Below are 17,215 nucleotides of genomic sequence, written 5' to 3'. Positions count from 1 at the left end.
GAACCTGTCGTAGGCCCCGCCCGGCAACGCCTCCGGCGGAACGCGCTCGCCGATGTCCGCGTGCGCCCCGCCAGCCCCCACCACCGACGCACCCGCCGCCGCCAAGCCGCCCCACCCGAGCACCTGCCTCCGGCCAACACCGCGCGCAGAATCCATGTTCCCGTCCCTCCCCCAGTCGTCGACCATGGAAGACGGGCCGCTGTTGCGACGGCGTATGCGTTTCTCCATACGCTCGCGATACACAGCTCAGCAAGGACAACGCGCCAGCGTGAATCACACCCGCGCGAACTCGGCGATCGTTAGCCTGCGAAAGAGGCTGATCCACGGGGGAGGAACGAGTGGCCGGAACCGAGCTCTACGACCGCATCGGCACCGGGTACTCGTTGGGACGGCGTACCGATCCGCGCTGGATGGCCCCGGTCCTCGCCGCGCTCGGCACTGCCCGGTCCGTCGCGGACGTAGGCGCGGGCACCGGCTCCTACGAGCCGCGCGATCGCACGGTGCTCGCACTCGAACCGTCCTCCGAGATGATCCGCCAGCGACCGCCGCACGCGAGCCCCGCCGTTCGCGCGATCGCTGAAGCCCTTCCGCTGCAAGACAACTCCGTCGATGTCGCGATGGCCGTGCTCACCGTCCACCACTGGACCGACTGGCGGACCGGGCTCGCCGAACTCCGCCGAGTCGCCCCGCGCCAGGTCGTCCTCGCCTACGACACCCGTGTGCACGCCGACTTCTGGTTCGTCCGCGAGTACGTGCCCGAGATCGCTGAGCTGGAGCTCTCCCGCCCCTCCGCCCCGGACATCGCGCAGGAGCTGGACGCGGACTCGGTCATCCCGATGCCGTTGCCGTGGGACTTCACCGACGGGGTGTTCCCCGCTCACTGGCGACGCCCCGAGGCCTACCTCGATCCTCGTGTCCGCCGCGCCTGCTCCGCGCTCGCCCAGACTGACCCCGACGCCGTCGAGCGCGGCATCCGTCGCCTGCGCGAGGACCTGGACAGCGGCTGGTGGCACGAGACCCACCAGGACCTGCTCGCCCTCGACGAGTGGGACGCGGGCTTCCGCCTCATCGTGTCGCGGAGCTGACGCGTCCAGCGGCACCCAGGACCAGCACCGCCCCGGCCGCGAACGCGCCGCCGAGCCACATCACCGCAGTGGTCCCGACCGCGTCGGCGACCAGCCCACCGGTCAGCGCTCCGAGCGCGATCGCCGCGTTGAAGACCCCCGCGAACAGTGCTGAGGCCGCTTCGGGCGCTTGCGGCGCGGACGTCATCATCCACGACTGGGAGGCCACCGAAACGCCGCCGTACGCAAGGCCCCAGAACACCAGAAGCACCGCCGCGGCCAGCGCGGTCACTCCCAGAAGCGGAACCAGCGCCATCGTCACCGCCAACATCGCGCCCAGCACCAGCAGCGTCCGCCGGGGCGACCGCGCGGCTCCGACGCCCGCGACGAAGTTGCCCAAGACCCCGAAGAGCCCATAGATCAACAAAAGCGTGCCGATCAGCCCAGCGCCCACCCCGGACACTTCCTCCAGCACCGGCCGGACATAGGTGTACGCGGCGAAGTGGCCGATCACCACCAGCGCCACCACGATCAGCCCCGTGCGCACGCGCGGCGTCGCAGCCAGCCGCACCATCGCGCCCAGCCCAACAGTCCCCGCCGCAGGCAACGGCGGCAACGACACGGCCAACGCCGCCAGCACCACCAGCGAAAGCCCTCCGGCCCCGACGAACGCGGCCCGCCACCCGGCCAGCTCGCCGAGGTAGGCGCCCGCCGGAACGCCCAGCACCGACGCCACCGCGATGCCGCTGAAGATCACCGAGGTCGCCGACCCAACGGACTTCGCCGGAACGAGCCGCACAGCCAGGCTCGCCGCGACCGCCCACACCCCGCCCATGCCGATCCCCACCAGCACCCGCGCGAGGAGCATGACCGAGAAGGCGGGCGACCACGCCGCGAGCAGGTTCCCCGCCGCCATCACCGCCGTCAGCGCGCACAGCACGCTCCGCCGGTCGAACCTCCCCAGAGCCGGGATCAGCAGCGGCGCGGAGATCGCAGCGACAACGCCGGTCACCGTCAACGTCAGGCCGGCCGCGCCTTCGCTGACCGCCAAGCCGCGGCTGATCGGGGTCAGCAGGCCCACCGGCAGCATCTCCGAGGTGACCGCCGTGAAGGTCGCCCCCGAGACCGCGCTCACCGCCGCCCAGCCGCCTGACCTGCGCGTTGTGTCCGTCTGCACCATGTGTACCAGGCAACCGCCGCGCGTCGCCGGGAACAACGGCCGATCCCTCATCCTTCTATGAGCGTGACTACTGGATCGCGAGGCGGCTTGGAGATCCGCGAGCTGGAGGCGTTCCTGGTGCTCGCCGACGAACTGCACTTCGGCCGCGCCGGAGAACGCCTCTACGTGTCGCAGAGCCGCGTCAGCCAACTGCTCCGCTCGCTGGAGGGCCGCATCGGCGCGCCACTGGTCGAGCGCACGAGCCGCCGCGCGCGGCTGACCCCGCTCGGAGAGGAGTTCCTCGCCGAGCTCCGCCCCGCCTACGGCGCGCTTCGAGCCGCCGTCGACCACGCGCGCAGCACCGCGCGGGGCACCGGTGGCGTGCTGCGAATCGGCTTCCAAGGCGTCATCGACGACCACCTCGCCACCGCGATCGCCGGTTTCGAGCAGCGGTGCCCCGACCACGCCGTCGAACTCGCCGAGATCCCGCTCGCCGACCCCTTCGGCCCCCTCAGCCGTCGCGAGGTCGACGCCGCCGTCGTGCTCCTGCCCGTCGAGGAGCCCGATCTCGTGCTCGGGCCCACCTTCTCGCGCCAACCCCAGGTGCTCGCCGTCTCGCCTCGGCACCCCTTCGCCGAAAAGGACTCCGTCACCGCCGAGGACCTGGCGGAGTGCTCCCTGATCGGCATCCGCGGCGCCGCCCCCGCGTACTGGCGCCGCGCACAGGCCCCCGACACCACGCCCGGCGGTCGCCACATCCCGCGCGGACCAGCCGCGAGCACGCTCCAGGAAGGCATGGGCTTGGCTGCGGCTGGCCGAGGCGGAATGCTGCTGTGTCGGTCAACGGCCCAGCACCAGGGCTCGCGGAACTCCGTCGTCTTCGTCCCCGTCACCGGTCTCCCGGAGTCCGTGCTCGGCGTCATCTGGCACGCCGAGCACGGCACTCCCCAAGCGCGGGCCTTCGCCGAGGCGATTGCCCACCGCTGAGCGGTTGTCCCCAGCTGGGGACAACCTGTGGACAACTTCGAACACATGTTCGACAACGAGTGAGGAGACAGCATGTCGGTGCCGAAGCGGCCGGCTGAGGTGCGCAGTCGTGAGGATCTTTTCGACTTCATCACGGACCTCGCCGAGGAGTTCGAGGCGGGCAACAGCAACGGCTGGCGGAACCGGACGTTGTTGGAATACCTCGACGGGATGAGCGGCTGGCTGCACGACGCCGACGGCGCCTACCGAAACACCAAGGGCGAGTCCGTGCCCGAGCAACCGACCTGGGAGCTGGTCGCCTGGATGTTGAGCGCAGCGACCGACTACGAGTAGGCGGCAGGTCGTCGAACGGACCGCCACGTCATGAGCACGCTCGCGCCACCGCCAGCACGAGGCAGGACACGGGCACGAGCACCACGATCGGCCAGTCCAGCCGAAGCGACACCGAGGTGCCGGTGGCCTCGGCGAGGCCGGATGCCATGGCCGCCAACGGGGGCAGCGTGACCAGCAGACCCAGCACCACTCCGACAACGACGACCAGCGCCGTCTCCCCGATCACCAGGCGCACCACCTGACGGGCAGTGGCACAGGCAGACTTCAGCACCGCGAAGGCCGCCGCTCTGCTCTGCGCCGCCATGGCCATCGTGTTGGCCATCGCGATGCCCGTGTAGCCGACCGCCACGAAGATCAGCACCAGCGAGAGCTGGAGCAGCAGCCGGTTCTCCTTCTCGTACTTGGCCACGGCGAAGGTCTCGCCGTCGTGGACCGCCGCACCCGCGCCCACCGACGTCGGTGCCCGGTCGTGCAGAACGAAGATGGTGTCGGTCAGCGCGGAGCCGTCATGGCTGCGGACCAGATCCCTGTTCAGCACGAAGTCGCCGCGTGCAGGATCGTCCGGCAGCACCGAAGTCACCTTCAGCACCTCGGACTGGCCGTCCACGAAGCCGACCGGCACGGACGCGCCCCGCGCCAAGCCGAACCGCTGCGCCATCGAGGTGGACAGGACCACACCGTTGCGCTCGGAGTCCGCGCTGCCGACGCCGCCGATCACGGTCTTGCCGAACTCCGCGCGGTCGAGGAACACCATCGTGGGCAAGGGTGAACGCCCGACACCGACGGCCTTGACCGCCGCATCGGTCAGCCCCGGCGCGCCGTCCGGGACGACGATCGCCAAGCCGCGCAGCTTCGCGGTCTCACCGGCCGGGTAGGCGTCCTGCATCGTCGCCACCATGCCGCTGAGCAGCACGGCGAAGCCGACAGTCGCGATGATCGGTGCCGCGATGGAGGCCGTTCGGCGCTTGGCCGACAGCAGCTCGGCGCGGACCAGCAACGGCCCGCGCCCTTCGCCGACCTCGCGGGCCACGTCACCAGCCGGACGGCCGGGCCGATGACGATCGGGGCGAGCATCGCCGCCGCCACGGTGAGCACCATCGCGGTGGACAGCGCCGTGTTGACGCGGTCGTCAGCCGACGCGCTCGCGGTCAAGATCGACAGCAGCACACCGATAGCGAGCGAGCCGCCGCCGAGGAGCCAGCGCCCCTGGTCATCGCGTGCTTCTCGACCTGCGAGTCGCGCAGCGCCTCCATCGGCACGGTCTTCGACGCGCGGTGGCACGCCGACCAGGCTCCGAGCAGCGCGACACCGACACCGACGAGCACGGCGACACCGATCGGCCACGCGGTCACCTCCACGACGAAGTCCGCGCTGGCGACACCGATCTTCAGCAGCAGCCAGCCCATCACGGGGGCCAGCAGCACCCCCAACACCGCGCCCACATCAGCAACATCTTCACCAAGCTCGACCTGCCGGTCGCCGGCGACGACCACCGAAGGGCGCTCGCGGTGCTGGCGTACCTGCGTTCCTGACCGCACGGCTACCATCACCGCAGTTCATCGCGGCGGCGGGGAACGGGACGGAGCGCGGAGCCCGCGCGCACACGCTCCCCCTCTCAGTGCTCGACCGTGAAGCTCCCGTCAGGGGCACGCCAGCAGCTCGAACAGGTCCTCGCCCACGCGCCTGACCGGGAGAACTTCGAAGCTGGCAGAGCACCGCAGCGAGAAACGTGACTCACATTTCATCTGGCGGAAAGAAATTCAAGCAGGCCTGAATTCACTGCGACCACTTCAAGATCATCTATAGCGTGCCTCCCGACATGAACCGCCAGCTGAAGGGAAACTCTCATGCGCAGTAGCCTCAAAGCGGCAGTCACGATCGCGACCGCCGTCGCAGCAGGAGCAATTCTGACCACAACGGCGAGCGCCGCACCACAATCACTGTCCGCAGATTTGCCCTACCCCTGCGGGCACCACACCAACAATGGCTCCGCCTACTACGGCCACTGCGGCCCCACCGATATCAGAATCCGCGCGGACTACGTGAGTGGCGGATACACCCACTACTGCGTGAGGGCGAACAGCAACAGCTTTGTCGGACCCACGTCTGTCATTCGCTGGTCCCAGTACGTCGACACCAATGTCAGCCCCCAGTGCCACTGGCTGAACCCCTTGCGCTAGGCAGCGGCTGTCCCGCAGGAGGCGACCGGAGCGTGTGAGGATGCTCGGATGTCACCTCGCACGCATGCCGATCTCGCTCAGTGGTGCGTCGAGCACCTCGGCAGTCCGCCAGCGGAGGAGATCTTCAGATCCGGCCACCTCTCCACCGTCGTGGGGCTCCGACTGGCCGACGACCGCGAAGTCGTGGTCAAGATCCGCCCGAGCGAGCCGCGGACAGCGGCCTGCGTCGAAGTCCAGCGCCGCATGTTCCGAGCTGGCTATCAGTGTCCTGAACCGCTCACCGGCGCTCTCCCCTTCGGCGAGGAAGTCGCCACCGCGGAGACCTACGGCCCGGGCGGCGCCGCGCTCCCGAGCGCGGATGACGCCGCCCGGGTCTTCGCCGAAGCCTTCGCGCGGCTCATCGAGCTGGCCCCGAGCCCGGCCGAGGTGCCCACGCTCGACCCGGCACCGTCATGGGCGGCCTGGAACCACGCCGAGGACGGCCTCTGGCCACGCCCCGAGGGAGCCGGCACCAACCTCAACGAGGTGGCCGGTCCGGAGTGGATCGACGACACCGGCCGCCTCGCCCGCGACCGGCTGCGAGCAAGCGACTCCGAAGCCGTGATCGGCCACTGCGACTGGCTCGTCGGCAACCTGCGCTGGAGCGGGGACGCGCTGCTGGTCGTGCACGACTGGGACAGCACGATCGCCGAAAGCGAAGCCGTCCTCGTCGGCTTCGCCGCCGCGCTGTACTCCACCGCCAGCGCGGACGAGTTGGCCACCGTCGAGGAGACCGAACGCTTCCTCGACGCGTACTGCCGCGCCCGCGGCCGGGCGTTCAGTGCCGACGAACGCGAGCGGGCGTGGGCAGCTGGCGCGTGGACCAGGGCCTACGACGCCAAGTACCAGCACACCGTCGGCGGGCCCATCACCTCGCTGTCCGAACCCGAGGCCCGCGAACGCCTCCGTCGCAGCGGCTAGCGCGTGGCGCGTTGTTCGGCCCAGAGTCGTCCGAGGTAGCGCATGAGCGCCGGGTAGACGATCGCGTAGCGGAACGGCTTGATGAGAGCCATGTACGCCTTGCCGACCGCGCCGCGCGGCTTCACGTAGACGGTCATCTGGGCCTGATAGCGGCCGCCGCCCTTGTCCACCCACGCGAGGTGCATCACGCCGTACATCGTCCGGTTCGACATCTCCTCAGCGAACTCGGTGTCCGAGATGTACAGCCCGCGGAATGGCTTGTCCTTGAGGTGCGAATCCGTCGCCGTGTCGCGGAGTTCCCGCGGCACTCGGCCGAGCAACGACAGCTCGTCGGTTCCGGGAACGGGCGGCCAGGTGCCGGCGTTCTCCGCTGCCGTCGAAATGCGTCCGAGCCCGAACAGGCCGCCGAGCAGGTCGCGGATCTTCCACAGCAGGCGCGCCGGCAGCGATGCCGATCCGGGGAAGTCGATGGAATTCATGAGGTCGATGACGGCCCCGAAGTCGTCGCGCCCGCCCGTGATGGGAAGGGCCCAGACATCCTCCGCGTCGAAGTCGTGGACGACGTCGGTGATGATCCATCGCTGGGCTTTCAGCACATTGTTGGGGACTCTCATGTGTCTTGCGCTCCTTTCGAGCTGAGATAGCGGGTCGGACGGATGAGGGCGCGGTAGAACGGCCGGATCAGCCGTCCGGCGACGCGGGCGTGGCGCTCCTCGTGCCAGACGCGCGCCCGCGAATGCCCCTCGATCGCCCGGTCGAGGAAACGCTGTGCCAAACGGTGCGCCGGCAGCTCGGAGCACACCTCGATGAGGCAGAGGTGCTTGGTGCTCATGTAGCCGTACTGCTTCGGCGAGACCAGCCGCACCGGAGCCCCGTGATCGCTGTTGAGAGGCTGGCCGTTCAGCTGGTCGGCCAGAACGACGTCGTCAGCGAGGGCGTCCCGCAACTCGATCACGGACGTCACCCTGTCCAACCCCTCGAACACCAGGTGGGTGACGGTCGTCCCGGGTTCCAACTCGGGTTCGACGAACACGCGGTAGAAGTCGGCGAACCGCACGCCTGACCACCGCAGATCGGTCGCCGTCCAGCCGGTGACGCAGTGGAAGTCGGCAACGATCTCGTGCCTCGGCAGCGAGGACAGGTCCGCCAGCCGCAGCTTCGAGCGCTCGCGCACCGCGCCGCTCAGGGCGATCACCGGGTCTTCGGGCACCGGAGGCGAAGGCCGGTGCAGACGCGTTCCGAAGCGCGGGAACCCGTCGACGCGACGCTGTCCGGGCGGAAGGATCTTCATCTCGTGCTCCTACGACAATGTCGCGCGAACCGCATCGCGGAGTGCCATGCGCCCAGGCTGCGCCCCTCACCACCGCGATTCCTCACCTGAAGGTCTCCACCCCCTCCACCGAAATGATGAGATCGACTTCCATGACGAGGCGTTGGGTGCTTGGGCGCGGCGACCTGGGGGCGTCAGCCCGCTGGTCCCGACCTGCAACCGCGCCCGCTGCGGGCGACCAGAAGACACAGAGGTCCACAGTGGACTGTCCGCAGTGGATGAGAAACAATCTCCGGCGAAACTCGGGGATTCACAACCTTGACCGCCGGTCCACAGCGGACACCCTCAGCGAAAACCCTTGCACCGCAGGCGAAAGTGGTTTCACTTCCTCCCGTTCACCGCGCTTCGACGCGTGCCCGTCGTCGCGGCAGGGCCTCGTCCGAGTTCTGCGCCATTCTGGCGATGATGCAGGTCACAGCCGTCACAGCTCATCGCGTGACGCAGCACCGGCCTCGTAACAGGATGGGCACGGTGCTCACTGTCGACGATGGACAAGGCGCACACTCGCGCGAAGACGGGCTTGGCCACATGCGCACGGCGATCAGTCAGGGGGTGAACCATGCCGATCGAGAGCGACCACCGCGGGTCGGATTCGCCCTACGTGGCAAGGGTCTGGCGCGGCCGTGCCTCCGGGGTGGAACAGATGACCTCGATCGCCACGTCAACCTGGGAACTGGTTTTCTGGACGCAGCAAGGCGTCATGCACGCCGCCGCGTGCGGACCGGAGACGACAGCGTCGAGTGCCGGGACGGCGGGTGACTCGGAGTCGTTCGGGATCACCTTCGCGCACGGCACCTCGATGCCCCATCTCCCGATCAGCACGCTCGTCGACAGCGCCCGTGACAGTCCGCACGTGACCGACAGCACGTTCCTCCTTCGCGACGAGGAGTGGCAGATCCCCGACTTCGACGACGCGGAGCTGCTCGTGGAGAAGCTCGTGCGCGCCGGCGTTCTGGTCCGCGACCCGCTCGTGGACGAGGTGGTGTGGGGCGGCACCGCACGGGTCGGATCGCGGGCAGTGCAGCGCCGCGTTGCCGCGGCCACCGGGCTCACCCAGGGCGCGATCCGTCAGATCGAACGGGCACGGGAGGCCGCTGTGCTGCTCGGCACGGGGGTCCTCGCCCTGGATGTCGTGCACCGGCTCGGCTACTACGACCAGCCGCACCTGGCCCGCTCCCTGCAACGGTTCATCGGCCGAACTGCCACGCAACTGCGGCAGCCGGACCCCGCCGCCGATCCACTGTCGCTTCTGTACAAGCCCGAGAATCCGGCTGGCTCCTAGCGTCACGTGCAGGCGGTGACCGTCACCGCGCACACGGCGAAAGGCCACTCCAATGCCAGAAGGCACCGTCACCTCCGCCGACGGCACCACCATCGCCTACACGGCCTGGGGCGCCGGCGACCCGATCGTCATCATCGACGGCGCGACCGCCTATCGCGCCGCGAACCCGGTGAACCAGGAGACCGCGGAACTGCTCGCCGACGAGTTCCTGGTCATCAACTACGACCGGCGCGGTCGCGGCGAGAGCGGCGACACCTCGCCCTACGTCGTCGAGCGCGAGTTCGAGGACCTTGAGGCGATCATCGAGCAGGTCGGCCACGGACGCCCGGCCACCGTGTTCGGCTGGTCCTCCGGCGCCAACCTCGCGCTCAACGCCGCCCAGGACCGCGTGCCGATCACGCGCCTCGCCCTGTTCGAGCCGAACGCGGCCATCGACGACGCCAGACCCCCGCTGCCCGACGACTACGTCGAGCGCCTCGACGCGGCCATCGCCGACGGCCGACCGGGCGATGCGGTCGCCCTGTTCATGACGGCCGCGGCGATGATGCCCGAAGAGGCGGTCGCCGAGATGCGCGAGCAGGACTTCTGGGTGGGGCTCGAGGCTGTCGCGCCCACGATCGCCTACGACGCCCGCCAGGTCGGCGACACCCTCTCCGGCAAGCCGCTGCGCCCCGAGCTGTGGAAGCACATCGACATTCCGGTCCTGGTGATGCACGGGGTCGACACCTGGCCGGCCTTGGCCGCGGGCTCCCGCGCCATCGCCGCGCACCTGCCCACGTCCACCCTCGCACCGGTAGCCGGTGAGCAGCACTCGACCACCGCCGACGTGCTGGCCGCCGCGCTGCGCGAATTCATCAAGGAGAACTGACGTGGGGAAGATCGTGCTCACCGAGTTCACCTCCATCGACGGCGTCGTGGAAGCACCCGGTGGAGAGGACTTCAAGTACGAGAACTGGAGCTTCGAGTTCGACCGCGGAGCCGACGGCGAACGGTACAAAGAGGCCGAATCGCTCCAGGCCTCGGCGCTGCTACTGGGGCGCAAGACCTACGAGGGCTTCGCCGCGGCCTGGCCCCAGTACGACGGCGAGCTCGCCGACAAGTACAACGCCATGCCCAAGTACGTCGTCTCCAGCACCCTCACCAACCCCGAGTGGGCGGGAACGACCGTGCTGAACGGCGACCTCGCGCAGGACGTGACCCGGCTCAAGCACGAGGTCGACGGTGAGATCTCCGTGGCCGGAAGCATCCAACTCGCTCAGAGCCTGCTCGCTCTCGACCTCGTCGACGAGATCCACCTCATGGCCTCACCGCTCGTCCTCGGCCACGGCCGCCGGCTCTGGCCGCAGATGCCGGACAAGACCGCGTGGACGCTCAGCGAAGCGACGATCTACGGCGACAGCACCCTGCTCACCGTCTACCAACGCCGGATCCCGTCCGCCTGAGGCCGCGCCACATCCCAGTCGCAGTCCACAATGGACAGACAAAACCGGGTGATCCGCCAAGGGCGGATCACCCGGTTTCGGCCACCTTCACAAGCGGAACCCCTTGCAGTGAAAGCAGAACCGGTTCCAATGACGATCGCGCGGCGCGCGGGAACATGCCAAGGCCATGTCGCCCTGCCCACCACCAACGACGTTCCGCCCACAGGTCCACCAACTGGCCGCACCAGTGTGGACGTCCTGCTGAGATGCCGCGGACAAAAGCGCGTAGCGTCTTTCGAGCGCGTCCCACCACCTCGGCGCGTCTGCCACGAGCGTCTCCAGCAGCACAGGCGGAGTCAGCTCGCTCAACGCGAAACGCGTCGAAGCGGATCACTTCCTGCGAGTGATCGCGCTCCCGGTCCGCACCGGAACCAGGACGGCCGCACTCCGTGAACCAGCGGAACGCGTGCGCGGCAACCGACTGCCCAGCGCCCTGATCGCGGCTCGGCGTGACGTCGCAGTCGCCTCCCCCATCGCCAACGTCGTGGAGGGCTGAAGATCCTGGAAGGCGTGGAAACGGGCGACCGGCGACGAGAACAACGGACAGAATCGTTTCCACCGGACGCCGTCCACCGCAGTTCTCTGCAGTTCACCGCGCGCCTGACCGCGTACCCGATGAACGTCCTGACCGCACCGGATCGTCCACGCCCGGACCGATGACCCTGCCTGGCTCACCGATGCCGGACACCCGACGCGGCGCGGTCACGTCGATTCACACATCCGACGACCGGTACTGACCAACACGGTCAGTACCTGGCATTCCCGTGCCCGCGTCGCGAACGTCCTCGACTCGAGGGTTGTCTCACACCTGTTGGCGGCGGCCCTGAGGAAGGCGGCGCTAGAAGTCCCAGCTGTACTTCTCACCTCGGTAGTACATCTTCACACCGTATGCGCCGCTGCACTTGGGCCAGCCAGAGCAGAGGGCCACCCTTTTCTCGCCGGGCGACACAGATACCCATCCCCCGTCGAGACCCTGCAACTCGACGTTGAGCCTCCCGGTGTGCTTGCACGAACTACTGGCCTCAATGCGGCTCCAGCTGCTGTTCCCGGACTTGTCGACAACCTTCATGCATTTCGGCCAGCCCTTTCCCGGACCAGCGAGAGCGGAACTGGCCGGGCCAACGAGGATCATGGCAGCGGCCAGGCCACTGACGGCAGCGGCGGCGGCAGCCTTGGCTCGGAGCGTCATGCTCTTCTCCTTGCAGTTGAACGGATTGACTGTGCGATGTGGCGATCTTGCTCGCGGTTCGGCCAGGTGATTTCGGGCCGCCCTCGGAGGCCGTGGTAGCCACGCTGCATGGCTCAGCTAGCGCAGCTGCGCGAGGGTGAGCCGGGCCAGGGCGGCTTGGCCGTCCTTGTTCAGGTGCAGCACGGCTTCCTGGCCTTCCTGGCCGGGAGCCAGCGCGTCGAAGCCGCGGTAGTACGGCGCACCCGCCTCGCACTGCGAGTGCCCGGCGAACTCCTTGCCGAGCTTCACCGAGTCGACGTACGGGCTGACGAACACCGCACCGGCCGCCTTGGCGGTGGTCCGCAGCGTCAGGTCGAGCGCGCTGACGACCTTGCTGCCCTCGGCGCGCTCCTCGGCGGAGAACACGGTGGGCGCGCAGATCGGATCGATCGCGGTGAGCGCGTTGGCGCCGTTGGTGAGCTGACGGCCGTAGCCGACGATGACGACCTTGGCCTTGGGGCTCTTGGCCTTGATCTCGCCGAGCAGCGCGAGCAGCTTCTTGCTCATCGCGGGCAGCTGGTCGGTGACCGTCTTGCCCGCCTTGGAGCAGTCGCCCTGCATGCACAGGCCGCCGAACTCCACGTAACCGACGTCGTTGGCGCCCAAGGTCAGCAGCACCGCGTTCGTGTCCGGCTTCAGCGCGTCCAGTTGGGCGGCCTCGCCCTTGAACGGCTTGCGCAGGTCGTCGATGCTCGCTCCGCTGCACGCGGCGCTGCGGTACTCCACCGCGCGGCCGGCGGAGCGCAGCGCTGCGGCGGCGACCTCGGAGTAGGAGTTGGAACTGCGCCAGCAGGTGCCGTGGGTACCGCGGTGGTAGTGGCCGGCCCCGGTGCCCGATGCGGTCGAGTCACCCAGCGCCACCACCTTCAGCGGCTTGGCCGGTGACGCCGAGGCGGCCACGGCGAGACCGCAGACGATGACCGCGGCGGCCACGACCGCGACGGGAAGGATGTGCTTTCTCAACTTCTTCTCCAGTGCTGGGAACGGGGTGCGAGCGGTTCCCGCGCACTCCGAGAGGGGATGTTGGTTCGTTCCTGAGGTGTCGCGGCACGCCGCACCCGCCTGTCGGCTACTCCTTGACCGGGGGTTCGGCAGGCTGTTGCTGGTGGCCATCGGGCCGGTATCCGAGCTGGTGGAGCACGGCGCGCAGGAACTCCTCGGCTTCCGCGGCCGTGCAGGTGTCCGGATGGATGGCCAGGTGCTGCCAGCCCGCACCGATGAGCAGGTTCAGCAGCACCTCCGGCGCGGTGTCCGCGGGGAACTGGCCGCGGTCGCGGGCCCGTTCGAGCACGCTGCGGCGAACCTGGGCACGCTGCTGGCCGAACAGTTTCTGGTATGCGTGAACGAGTTCGGGATAGTCCTCGATCGCGCCGTAAAGGCGGCGCAGGAGTCGCCGCTGACGCGGGTCGGACAGGACGGACACCCAGCCGGCGAGCATGTGCTCGACATCGTGGATCTCCGGCGTTGGCAGGGGTTCGGCGTAGGCCGCCTCGATCGTGGCGACCAACAGCTGGGTCTTGTCCGGAAAACGCCGGTAGACAGTGGCCCGAGTGACCCCGGCGCGCCGAGCCACCTGCTCGATGCTGGTCGCCTCCGCGCCGCGTTCGATGAACAGGTCGAGTGCCGCGTCCAGGATGGCGACGTCTGCTTCCCTGCTCCGCGGCCGACCGGCGGCGCGCTCGTCGATACCCATGCTGGATACAATACAGCACAGCTCTGTATTGCATCCAGGCCGCAGTCGCAGAGGCACGCCCAGGTGGCCTGGAGCAGAGAGTGCGGCCCCAGTCCGACGGGCGCAGGCGCCACTCAAGGACGCGCAGGACCTCGGTGAAGTTGATCTAGTTCGCCTGGCTCATCCCGAGTCGTTCGCACCGGGTTTCCGCCCGTCCTGCCACGCGGACCACAGCCTGGCGTAGCGGCCGCCCGCGGCGATCAGCTCGGAGTGCGTCCCGCTCTCGGTGATGCGTCCGTGCTCCATGATCACGATCCGGTCGCACGCGGCGGCCTGGGAGAGCCGGTGGGCGATCACCAGCCCGGTGCGGCCGGTGAGAGCCGCGTCGGCCGCGCGATCGAGCAGCCCCGACTGCGCGGAGTCGGCTTCGGCGGTCGCCTCGTCGAGGATCGCCAGTTGCGGGTCGGCGAGAAGCAGTCGGGCGAGCGCGAGCTGCTGCGCTTGGGCGTCGGTGAGCGGATGGCCACCGGTGCCGACCACCGTGTCGAGGCCGTCCGGCAGCAGGTCGAGCAGCTCGGTCGCGCCGGTGGTCTGCAACGCGGCACACAACTGGGCGTCAGTGGCGCCAGGAGCGGCGAGGGTGAGGTTGTCGCGCAGGGTCCCGGCGAACACGTGGATCTCCTGGGTGATCACCGCGGTGCGCTCCGGCCGAGCGACGGTTCCGGTATCGGGCGGGTGGATGCCGGCGATCACCGCGGCCAGGGTGGTCTTGCCCGCCCCGGACGCACCGACGACGGCGATGCGCTCACCGGCGGCGATGTCGAGAGTGATGTCCTCCAGCACGCGGGGGCCCGTCCCGTAACTGAACGCGACCTCGCGGAGCCGAACGGCGTGGGTGGTGTCCTGTGCGTTGGCAGGAGCCGCGACGGGGACGGTGGCGACGCCGATCATGCGGTTCAGCGACGCGAGCGCGGACTGGAGGGTGTCGATCATGAACATCAGCTGGTTCACCGGGCCGAGCAGGCGCAGCACGACCAGCATGGCCGTGGTGGCACCACCGACGGTCGACGCTCCGCGATCGATCAGGACGAAGCCGACCACGAGCACCGCCGCCAGGCTCAGCAACTCGCCGAGGTTCAGGCGGGCGTTGAGCATGCTCTGCACAGTGCGAGCCCGCAGCGCCTGCGCGGCGACGGCCCAGGAGGCAGTCAGCACGGCACGGTGGCGTCGCTCGCCGAGCCCGAAACCGAGCACGGTGGCGCGGCCGCGCTGGGACTCGACGATCTGCTGGGCACGGGCGCTCATCGCCGCCCGCTCCGCGCGGTACACCTCGGGCCCGGTGCGCAGGTACCACCGCAGGGCGAGTGCGTAGACGGGCAGGACGACGGCGAGCGCCGCGGCGTAGGGCCACTCCAACGCCGCCAGCCCGCTCAGCGACACGACGATGGTGAACGCGGTGGTGGTCAGCACGCCGATCATCGCCGGAGCGGCGTCGGCGACGGCGGTCACGTCGTCGCTGGACCGCGAGATCAGGTCCCCGGTTCCGGCTCGCTCCACGCGGTGCTGCGGCAGCGTCAGGGCGCGGGCGACGAGCTGCTCGCGCAGTCCGGCGAGGATGGTGTGGTAGGCCCGAGTGGCGAGCACGATCGTCGCTGCGGTGCCAGCGGCTCCGAGGACGGCCGAGACCACCAGAACAGCGGTGATGGTCAGCACGGTGCCGCGGTCGGCGGTGCCCGCCTGGACCCGGTCGACGAGCAGACCGATCACAACGGGCCCGATCAGGTCGGCGGCCGCGCTGGCGATCCCCAGCGCCGCGACGGCGGCGAGCCGCCACCGGTGGCCACGGCTGAGCCGCCACACCTCCCTCGCGGTCTCCCGGGCGTCCGCGACAGGCAGCGCGTTGTCAGTCACGGCGCCGCCCCGCACAGGTCGACGACACGGTCGCAGCCGCCCAGCAACGCCGGGGAGGAGGCGATCAACAGCGTCGAGCGGCCCGCGCGGATGCCGGACATCTGCTCGGCGACGGCCTGCTCGGTCACCGGGTCGACCGCGGTGGTCGGGTCGTGCAGGACCAGCACCGGCGCGTCGCTGGCCAACGCCCGGGCGAGCGCGATCCGTTGCCGTTGCCCGCCGGAGAGCCGGTTGCCGTTCTCGCCGACCGGACTGTCGAGATCTGTGGCGAAGTCCGAGCACGCCGCTGCCCGCAGCGCCGCATCCAGCAGCTCAGGCGCTCGGGTGGTCAGGGTGAGGTTGTCGCGGATGGTGCCCGTGAACAACGTGACCTGATGGGGCGCGACGGTGACCCGAGAGCGGTACTCGACCGCGGTCAGCTCCCGCGCTGGCCGTCCGTCGAGACGCACTTCGGCCTCACTCGGGAGGTAGGGGTTCATCAGCGCGTCGGCGACCTGGGCGGCGGTCCGGTCATCCGCACGCACTCCGACGAACTCGCCAGGCCGCACCCGGACGACCGTCGCGCCGAGCACGGACACCTCCAGCACAGGCAGCGGCGTGTCACCGAGCGAGGCCGAGGCCGCGGGCGCGCCCGCCCCGCGCAGCACGTCGAGAATGCGCGTGGACGAGGCACGAGCACCCGCGAGGTTGGGGATGGACGCGCTCGCGATCCACTGCATCTGGGGTAGGAGCGCCTGAGCGAGGCCGACCGCGGCGATGAACGCGCCGACGCTCAGCTTCCCGTCCACAGCGAACCAGCCCGCCAGCCCCGTCACCGCGGCGACGAACACGCCGTTCACCGCGCCGGAGCCCACGAGGAACCTCCCTAGCAGACCGGCGTTGCGCTCAGCGCCGACGAGCGTCGCCCGGCTGGCCTGCCGGTATCGCCGAGTCGCTTCGGCCTCGGCGCGCACGCCCTTGATCACCCGGTAGCCGGTGACCAGATCGGTGGCCCGCCCCACGGTGTCCGCGAGGAGATCCTGGTAGGCGCGCGTGTCGTGGGAGAGCCGTTCGCTGAGCAGGCCCATCAACCAGACAGCCACTGGCGCGCCGAGCAGCACCACAACCCCGAGCAGCCAGTGCGTCGCCAGCAACGAGACCGCGATGAACCCGATGGCGGCGATCCGCGCGATCGGCAGGACCACGAGCAGACCGGCGTTGGCCAGGCGGGCGACGTCGTTGGTCAGCACCGAGACCACCTCGCCGCCCGGCGCACGCGCGGTTCCGCCGTCGGGGTGCAGCACCCTGGCCGACAGCGTGGCCCGCAGTCGGTGCTGCAACAGCTGGATCGCATAGGCGTTGAGCCGGTTGGTGAACCTGGCCGCCGCCGTCAGCGCGACGTACAGAGCCACCAGCACGGCGATCCACAGCACCAGCTGACGGGCGTCGCCGGTGGCCAGCGCCCGGTCGATCGCGAGGCCCATCACCACCGGGACGGCCGACTCACCGACCTGCCACGCGATCGCCAACAGCATCGAGGGAACCGTGATCCGTGGCAGCGAGAGGATCACCCGCGCCAGGAACCGGTCGGGACGCTCGCGCGCGCCGACCTCGAACGGCGGGAGATCGCCAGGCTCGCCGCGAGCCTG

The 17,215-nt window shown here is 69.7% G+C and carries 18 protein-coding genes; 8 read left to right on the top strand and 10 right to left on the bottom strand.

The window, feature by feature from the left end; translation table 11 throughout:
* The first annotated feature begins 410 nt into the window (after window positions 1–410).
* A complete protein-coding gene (locus CCN37_RS36355) occupies window positions 411–1,085 on the top strand; it encodes a class I SAM-dependent methyltransferase (protein WP_086829819.1) in 675 nt (224 codons plus the stop codon).
* Here CCN37_RS36355 and CCN37_RS36350 read toward each other — a convergent pair.
* Window positions 1,066–2,244, bottom strand: coding sequence for an MFS transporter (locus CCN37_RS36350; protein ID WP_086829812.1), 1,179 nt, complete (start codon window positions 2,242–2,244; stop codon window positions 1,066–1,068). The genes CCN37_RS36355 and CCN37_RS36350 overlap by 20 nt on opposite strands.
* 63 nt (window positions 2,245–2,307) lie before the next feature.
* Here CCN37_RS36350 and CCN37_RS36345 point away from each other — a divergent pair, with 63 nt between their 5' ends.
* On the top strand, window positions 2,308–3,210 hold the full coding sequence (locus CCN37_RS36345) for a LysR family transcriptional regulator (RefSeq protein WP_246843523.1): 903 nt from the start codon (window positions 2,308–2,310) through the stop codon (window positions 3,208–3,210).
* A 72-nt stretch (window positions 3,211–3,282) separates the two neighbouring features.
* Window positions 3,283–3,543, top strand: a complete 261-nt coding sequence (locus CCN37_RS36340; RefSeq protein WP_086829808.1) for a hypothetical protein — start codon at window positions 3,283–3,285, stop codon at window positions 3,541–3,543.
* 28 nt (window positions 3,544–3,571) lie between these two features.
* On the opposite strand, the gene CCN37_RS36335 is transcribed toward CCN37_RS36340, so the two are convergent.
* Together CCN37_RS36335 and CCN37_RS40375 are read right to left on the bottom strand one after the other, a co-directional pair.
* Complete coding sequence (locus tag CCN37_RS36335) at window positions 3,572–4,573, bottom strand: FtsX-like permease family protein (protein WP_086829806.1); 1,002 nt, start codon at window positions 4,571–4,573, stop codon at window positions 3,572–3,574.
* A gap of 118 nt (window positions 4,574–4,691) precedes the next feature.
* On the bottom strand, window positions 4,692–4,985 hold the full coding sequence (locus CCN37_RS40375) for a hypothetical protein (RefSeq protein ID WP_168201027.1): 294 nt from the start codon (window positions 4,983–4,985) through the stop codon (window positions 4,692–4,694).
* Window positions 4,986–5,390: 405 nt separating this feature from the next.
* On the opposite strand from CCN37_RS40375, the gene CCN37_RS42495 reads away from it, so the two are divergent.
* The gene (locus tag CCN37_RS42495) at window positions 5,391–5,723 is read left to right on the top strand and encodes a DUF6355 family natural product biosynthesis protein (RefSeq protein WP_371505610.1); all 333 of its coding nucleotides are present in this window, start codon (window positions 5,391–5,393) and stop codon (window positions 5,721–5,723) included.
* Window positions 5,724–5,771: 48 nt separating this feature from the next.
* Window positions 5,772–6,683 carry an aminoglycoside phosphotransferase family protein gene (locus CCN37_RS41835; protein ID WP_246843522.1) on the top strand — a complete coding sequence of 304 codons (912 nt, stop codon included), beginning with the start codon at window positions 5,772–5,774 and terminating at the stop codon, window positions 6,681–6,683.
* Here the strand turns inward: CCN37_RS41835 and CCN37_RS36320 are convergent.
* Both CCN37_RS36320 and CCN37_RS36315 read right to left on the bottom strand, forming a co-directional pair.
* Window positions 6,680–7,297, bottom strand: a complete 618-nt coding sequence (locus CCN37_RS36320) for a DUF2867 domain-containing protein (RefSeq protein WP_086829802.1) — start codon at window positions 7,295–7,297, stop codon at window positions 6,680–6,682. The two genes, CCN37_RS41835 and CCN37_RS36320, sit on opposite strands and share 4 nt — an antisense overlap.
* Window positions 7,294–7,974, bottom strand: coding sequence for a molybdopterin-dependent oxidoreductase (locus CCN37_RS36315; protein ID WP_086829800.1), 681 nt, complete (start codon window positions 7,972–7,974; stop codon window positions 7,294–7,296). Before CCN37_RS36315 ends, CCN37_RS36320 begins: the two co-directional genes overlap by 4 nt.
* A gap of 598 nt (window positions 7,975–8,572) precedes the next feature.
* Here CCN37_RS36315 and CCN37_RS36310 point away from each other — a divergent pair.
* From CCN37_RS36310 to CCN37_RS36300, 3 genes are read left to right on the top strand one after another with little or no spacing between them, the layout of a single operon-like run.
* Window positions 8,573–9,295 (top strand): AraC family transcriptional regulator, encoded by a 723-nt coding sequence (locus CCN37_RS36310; RefSeq protein ID WP_086829797.1) that lies wholly within the window; start codon window positions 8,573–8,575, stop codon window positions 9,293–9,295.
* Window positions 9,296–9,347: 52 nt separating this feature from the next.
* The gene (locus tag CCN37_RS36305; protein ID WP_086829795.1) at window positions 9,348–10,163 is read left to right on the top strand and encodes an alpha/beta fold hydrolase; all 816 of its coding nucleotides are present in this window, start codon (window positions 9,348–9,350) and stop codon (window positions 10,161–10,163) included.
* A 1-nt stretch (window position 10,164) separates the two neighbouring features.
* Window positions 10,165–10,737 (top strand): dihydrofolate reductase family protein, encoded by a 573-nt coding sequence (locus CCN37_RS36300; protein WP_086829793.1) that lies wholly within the window; start codon window positions 10,165–10,167, stop codon window positions 10,735–10,737.
* A gap of 877 nt (window positions 10,738–11,614) precedes the next feature.
* Here the strand turns inward: CCN37_RS36300 and CCN37_RS39415 are convergent.
* From CCN37_RS39415 to CCN37_RS36280, 5 genes are all read right to left on the bottom strand, one after another.
* Window positions 11,615–11,965, bottom strand: a complete 351-nt coding sequence (locus CCN37_RS39415) for a hypothetical protein (RefSeq protein ID WP_143261986.1) — start codon at window positions 11,963–11,965, stop codon at window positions 11,615–11,617.
* Window positions 11,966–12,082: 117 nt separating this feature from the next.
* Window positions 12,083–12,967 (bottom strand): SGNH/GDSL hydrolase family protein, encoded by an 885-nt coding sequence (locus CCN37_RS36295; RefSeq protein WP_168201026.1) that lies wholly within the window; start codon window positions 12,965–12,967, stop codon window positions 12,083–12,085.
* A 106-nt stretch (window positions 12,968–13,073) separates the two neighbouring features.
* Window positions 13,074–13,697 carry a TetR/AcrR family transcriptional regulator gene (locus CCN37_RS36290; protein ID WP_086829788.1) on the bottom strand — a complete coding sequence of 208 codons (624 nt, stop codon included), beginning with the start codon at window positions 13,695–13,697 and terminating at the stop codon, window positions 13,074–13,076.
* A 159-nt stretch (window positions 13,698–13,856) separates the two neighbouring features.
* Entirely contained in the window at window positions 13,857–15,587 is a 1,731-nt protein-coding gene (locus tag CCN37_RS36285) for an ABC transporter ATP-binding protein (protein WP_246843521.1), read from the bottom strand.
* Window positions 15,584–17,215, bottom strand: a 1,632-nt coding sequence (locus CCN37_RS36280) for an ABC transporter ATP-binding protein (protein ID WP_143261985.1), incomplete at its 5' end; no start/stop codon positions are given. The genes CCN37_RS36280 and CCN37_RS36285, both read right to left, overlap by 4 nt.

This window comes from Allokutzneria sp. NRRL B-24872 (assembly GCF_002155965.1).
In the GTDB taxonomy this organism is placed as follows: domain Bacteria; phylum Actinomycetota; class Actinomycetes; order Mycobacteriales; family Pseudonocardiaceae; genus Allokutzneria.
The sequence above is the reverse complement of the archived record's forward strand: the minus strand, read 5'-3'. Positions and strand labels throughout refer to the sequence as shown.

Bases quoted from the DNA above. Each gene is read 5' to 3' on its own strand.
- CCN37_RS36355 (WP_086829819.1), top strand. From the start codon at position 411: ATGGCCCCGGTCCTCGCCGCGCTCGGCACTGCCCGGTCCGTCGCGGAC.
- CCN37_RS36350 (WP_086829812.1), bottom strand. From the start codon at position 2,244: ATGGTGCAGACGGACACAACGCGCAGGTCAGGCGGCTGGGCGGCGGTG.
- CCN37_RS36340 (WP_086829808.1), top strand. From the start codon at position 3,283: ATGTCGGTGCCGAAGCGGCCGGCTGAGGTGCGCAGTCGTGAGGATCTT.
- CCN37_RS42495 (WP_371505610.1), top strand. From the start codon at position 5,391: ATGCGCAGTAGCCTCAAAGCGGCAGTCACGATCGCGACCGCCGTCGCA.
- CCN37_RS41835 (WP_246843522.1), top strand. From the start codon at position 5,772: ATGTCACCTCGCACGCATGCCGATCTCGCTCAGTGGTGCGTCGAGCAC.
- CCN37_RS36320 (WP_086829802.1), bottom strand. From the start codon at position 7,297: ATGAGAGTCCCCAACAATGTGCTGAAAGCCCAGCGATGGATCATCACC.
- CCN37_RS36315 (WP_086829800.1), bottom strand. From the start codon at position 7,974: ATGAAGATCCTTCCGCCCGGACAGCGTCGCGTCGACGGGTTCCCGCGC.
- CCN37_RS36310 (WP_086829797.1), top strand. From the start codon at position 8,573: ATGCCGATCGAGAGCGACCACCGCGGGTCGGATTCGCCCTACGTGGCA.
- CCN37_RS36305 (WP_086829795.1), top strand. From the start codon at position 9,348: ATGCCAGAAGGCACCGTCACCTCCGCCGACGGCACCACCATCGCCTAC.
- CCN37_RS39415 (WP_143261986.1), bottom strand. From the start codon at position 11,965: ATGACGCTCCGAGCCAAGGCTGCCGCCGCCGCTGCCGTCAGTGGCCTG.
- CCN37_RS36290 (WP_086829788.1), bottom strand. From the start codon at position 13,697: ATGGGTATCGACGAGCGCGCCGCCGGTCGGCCGCGGAGCAGGGAAGCA.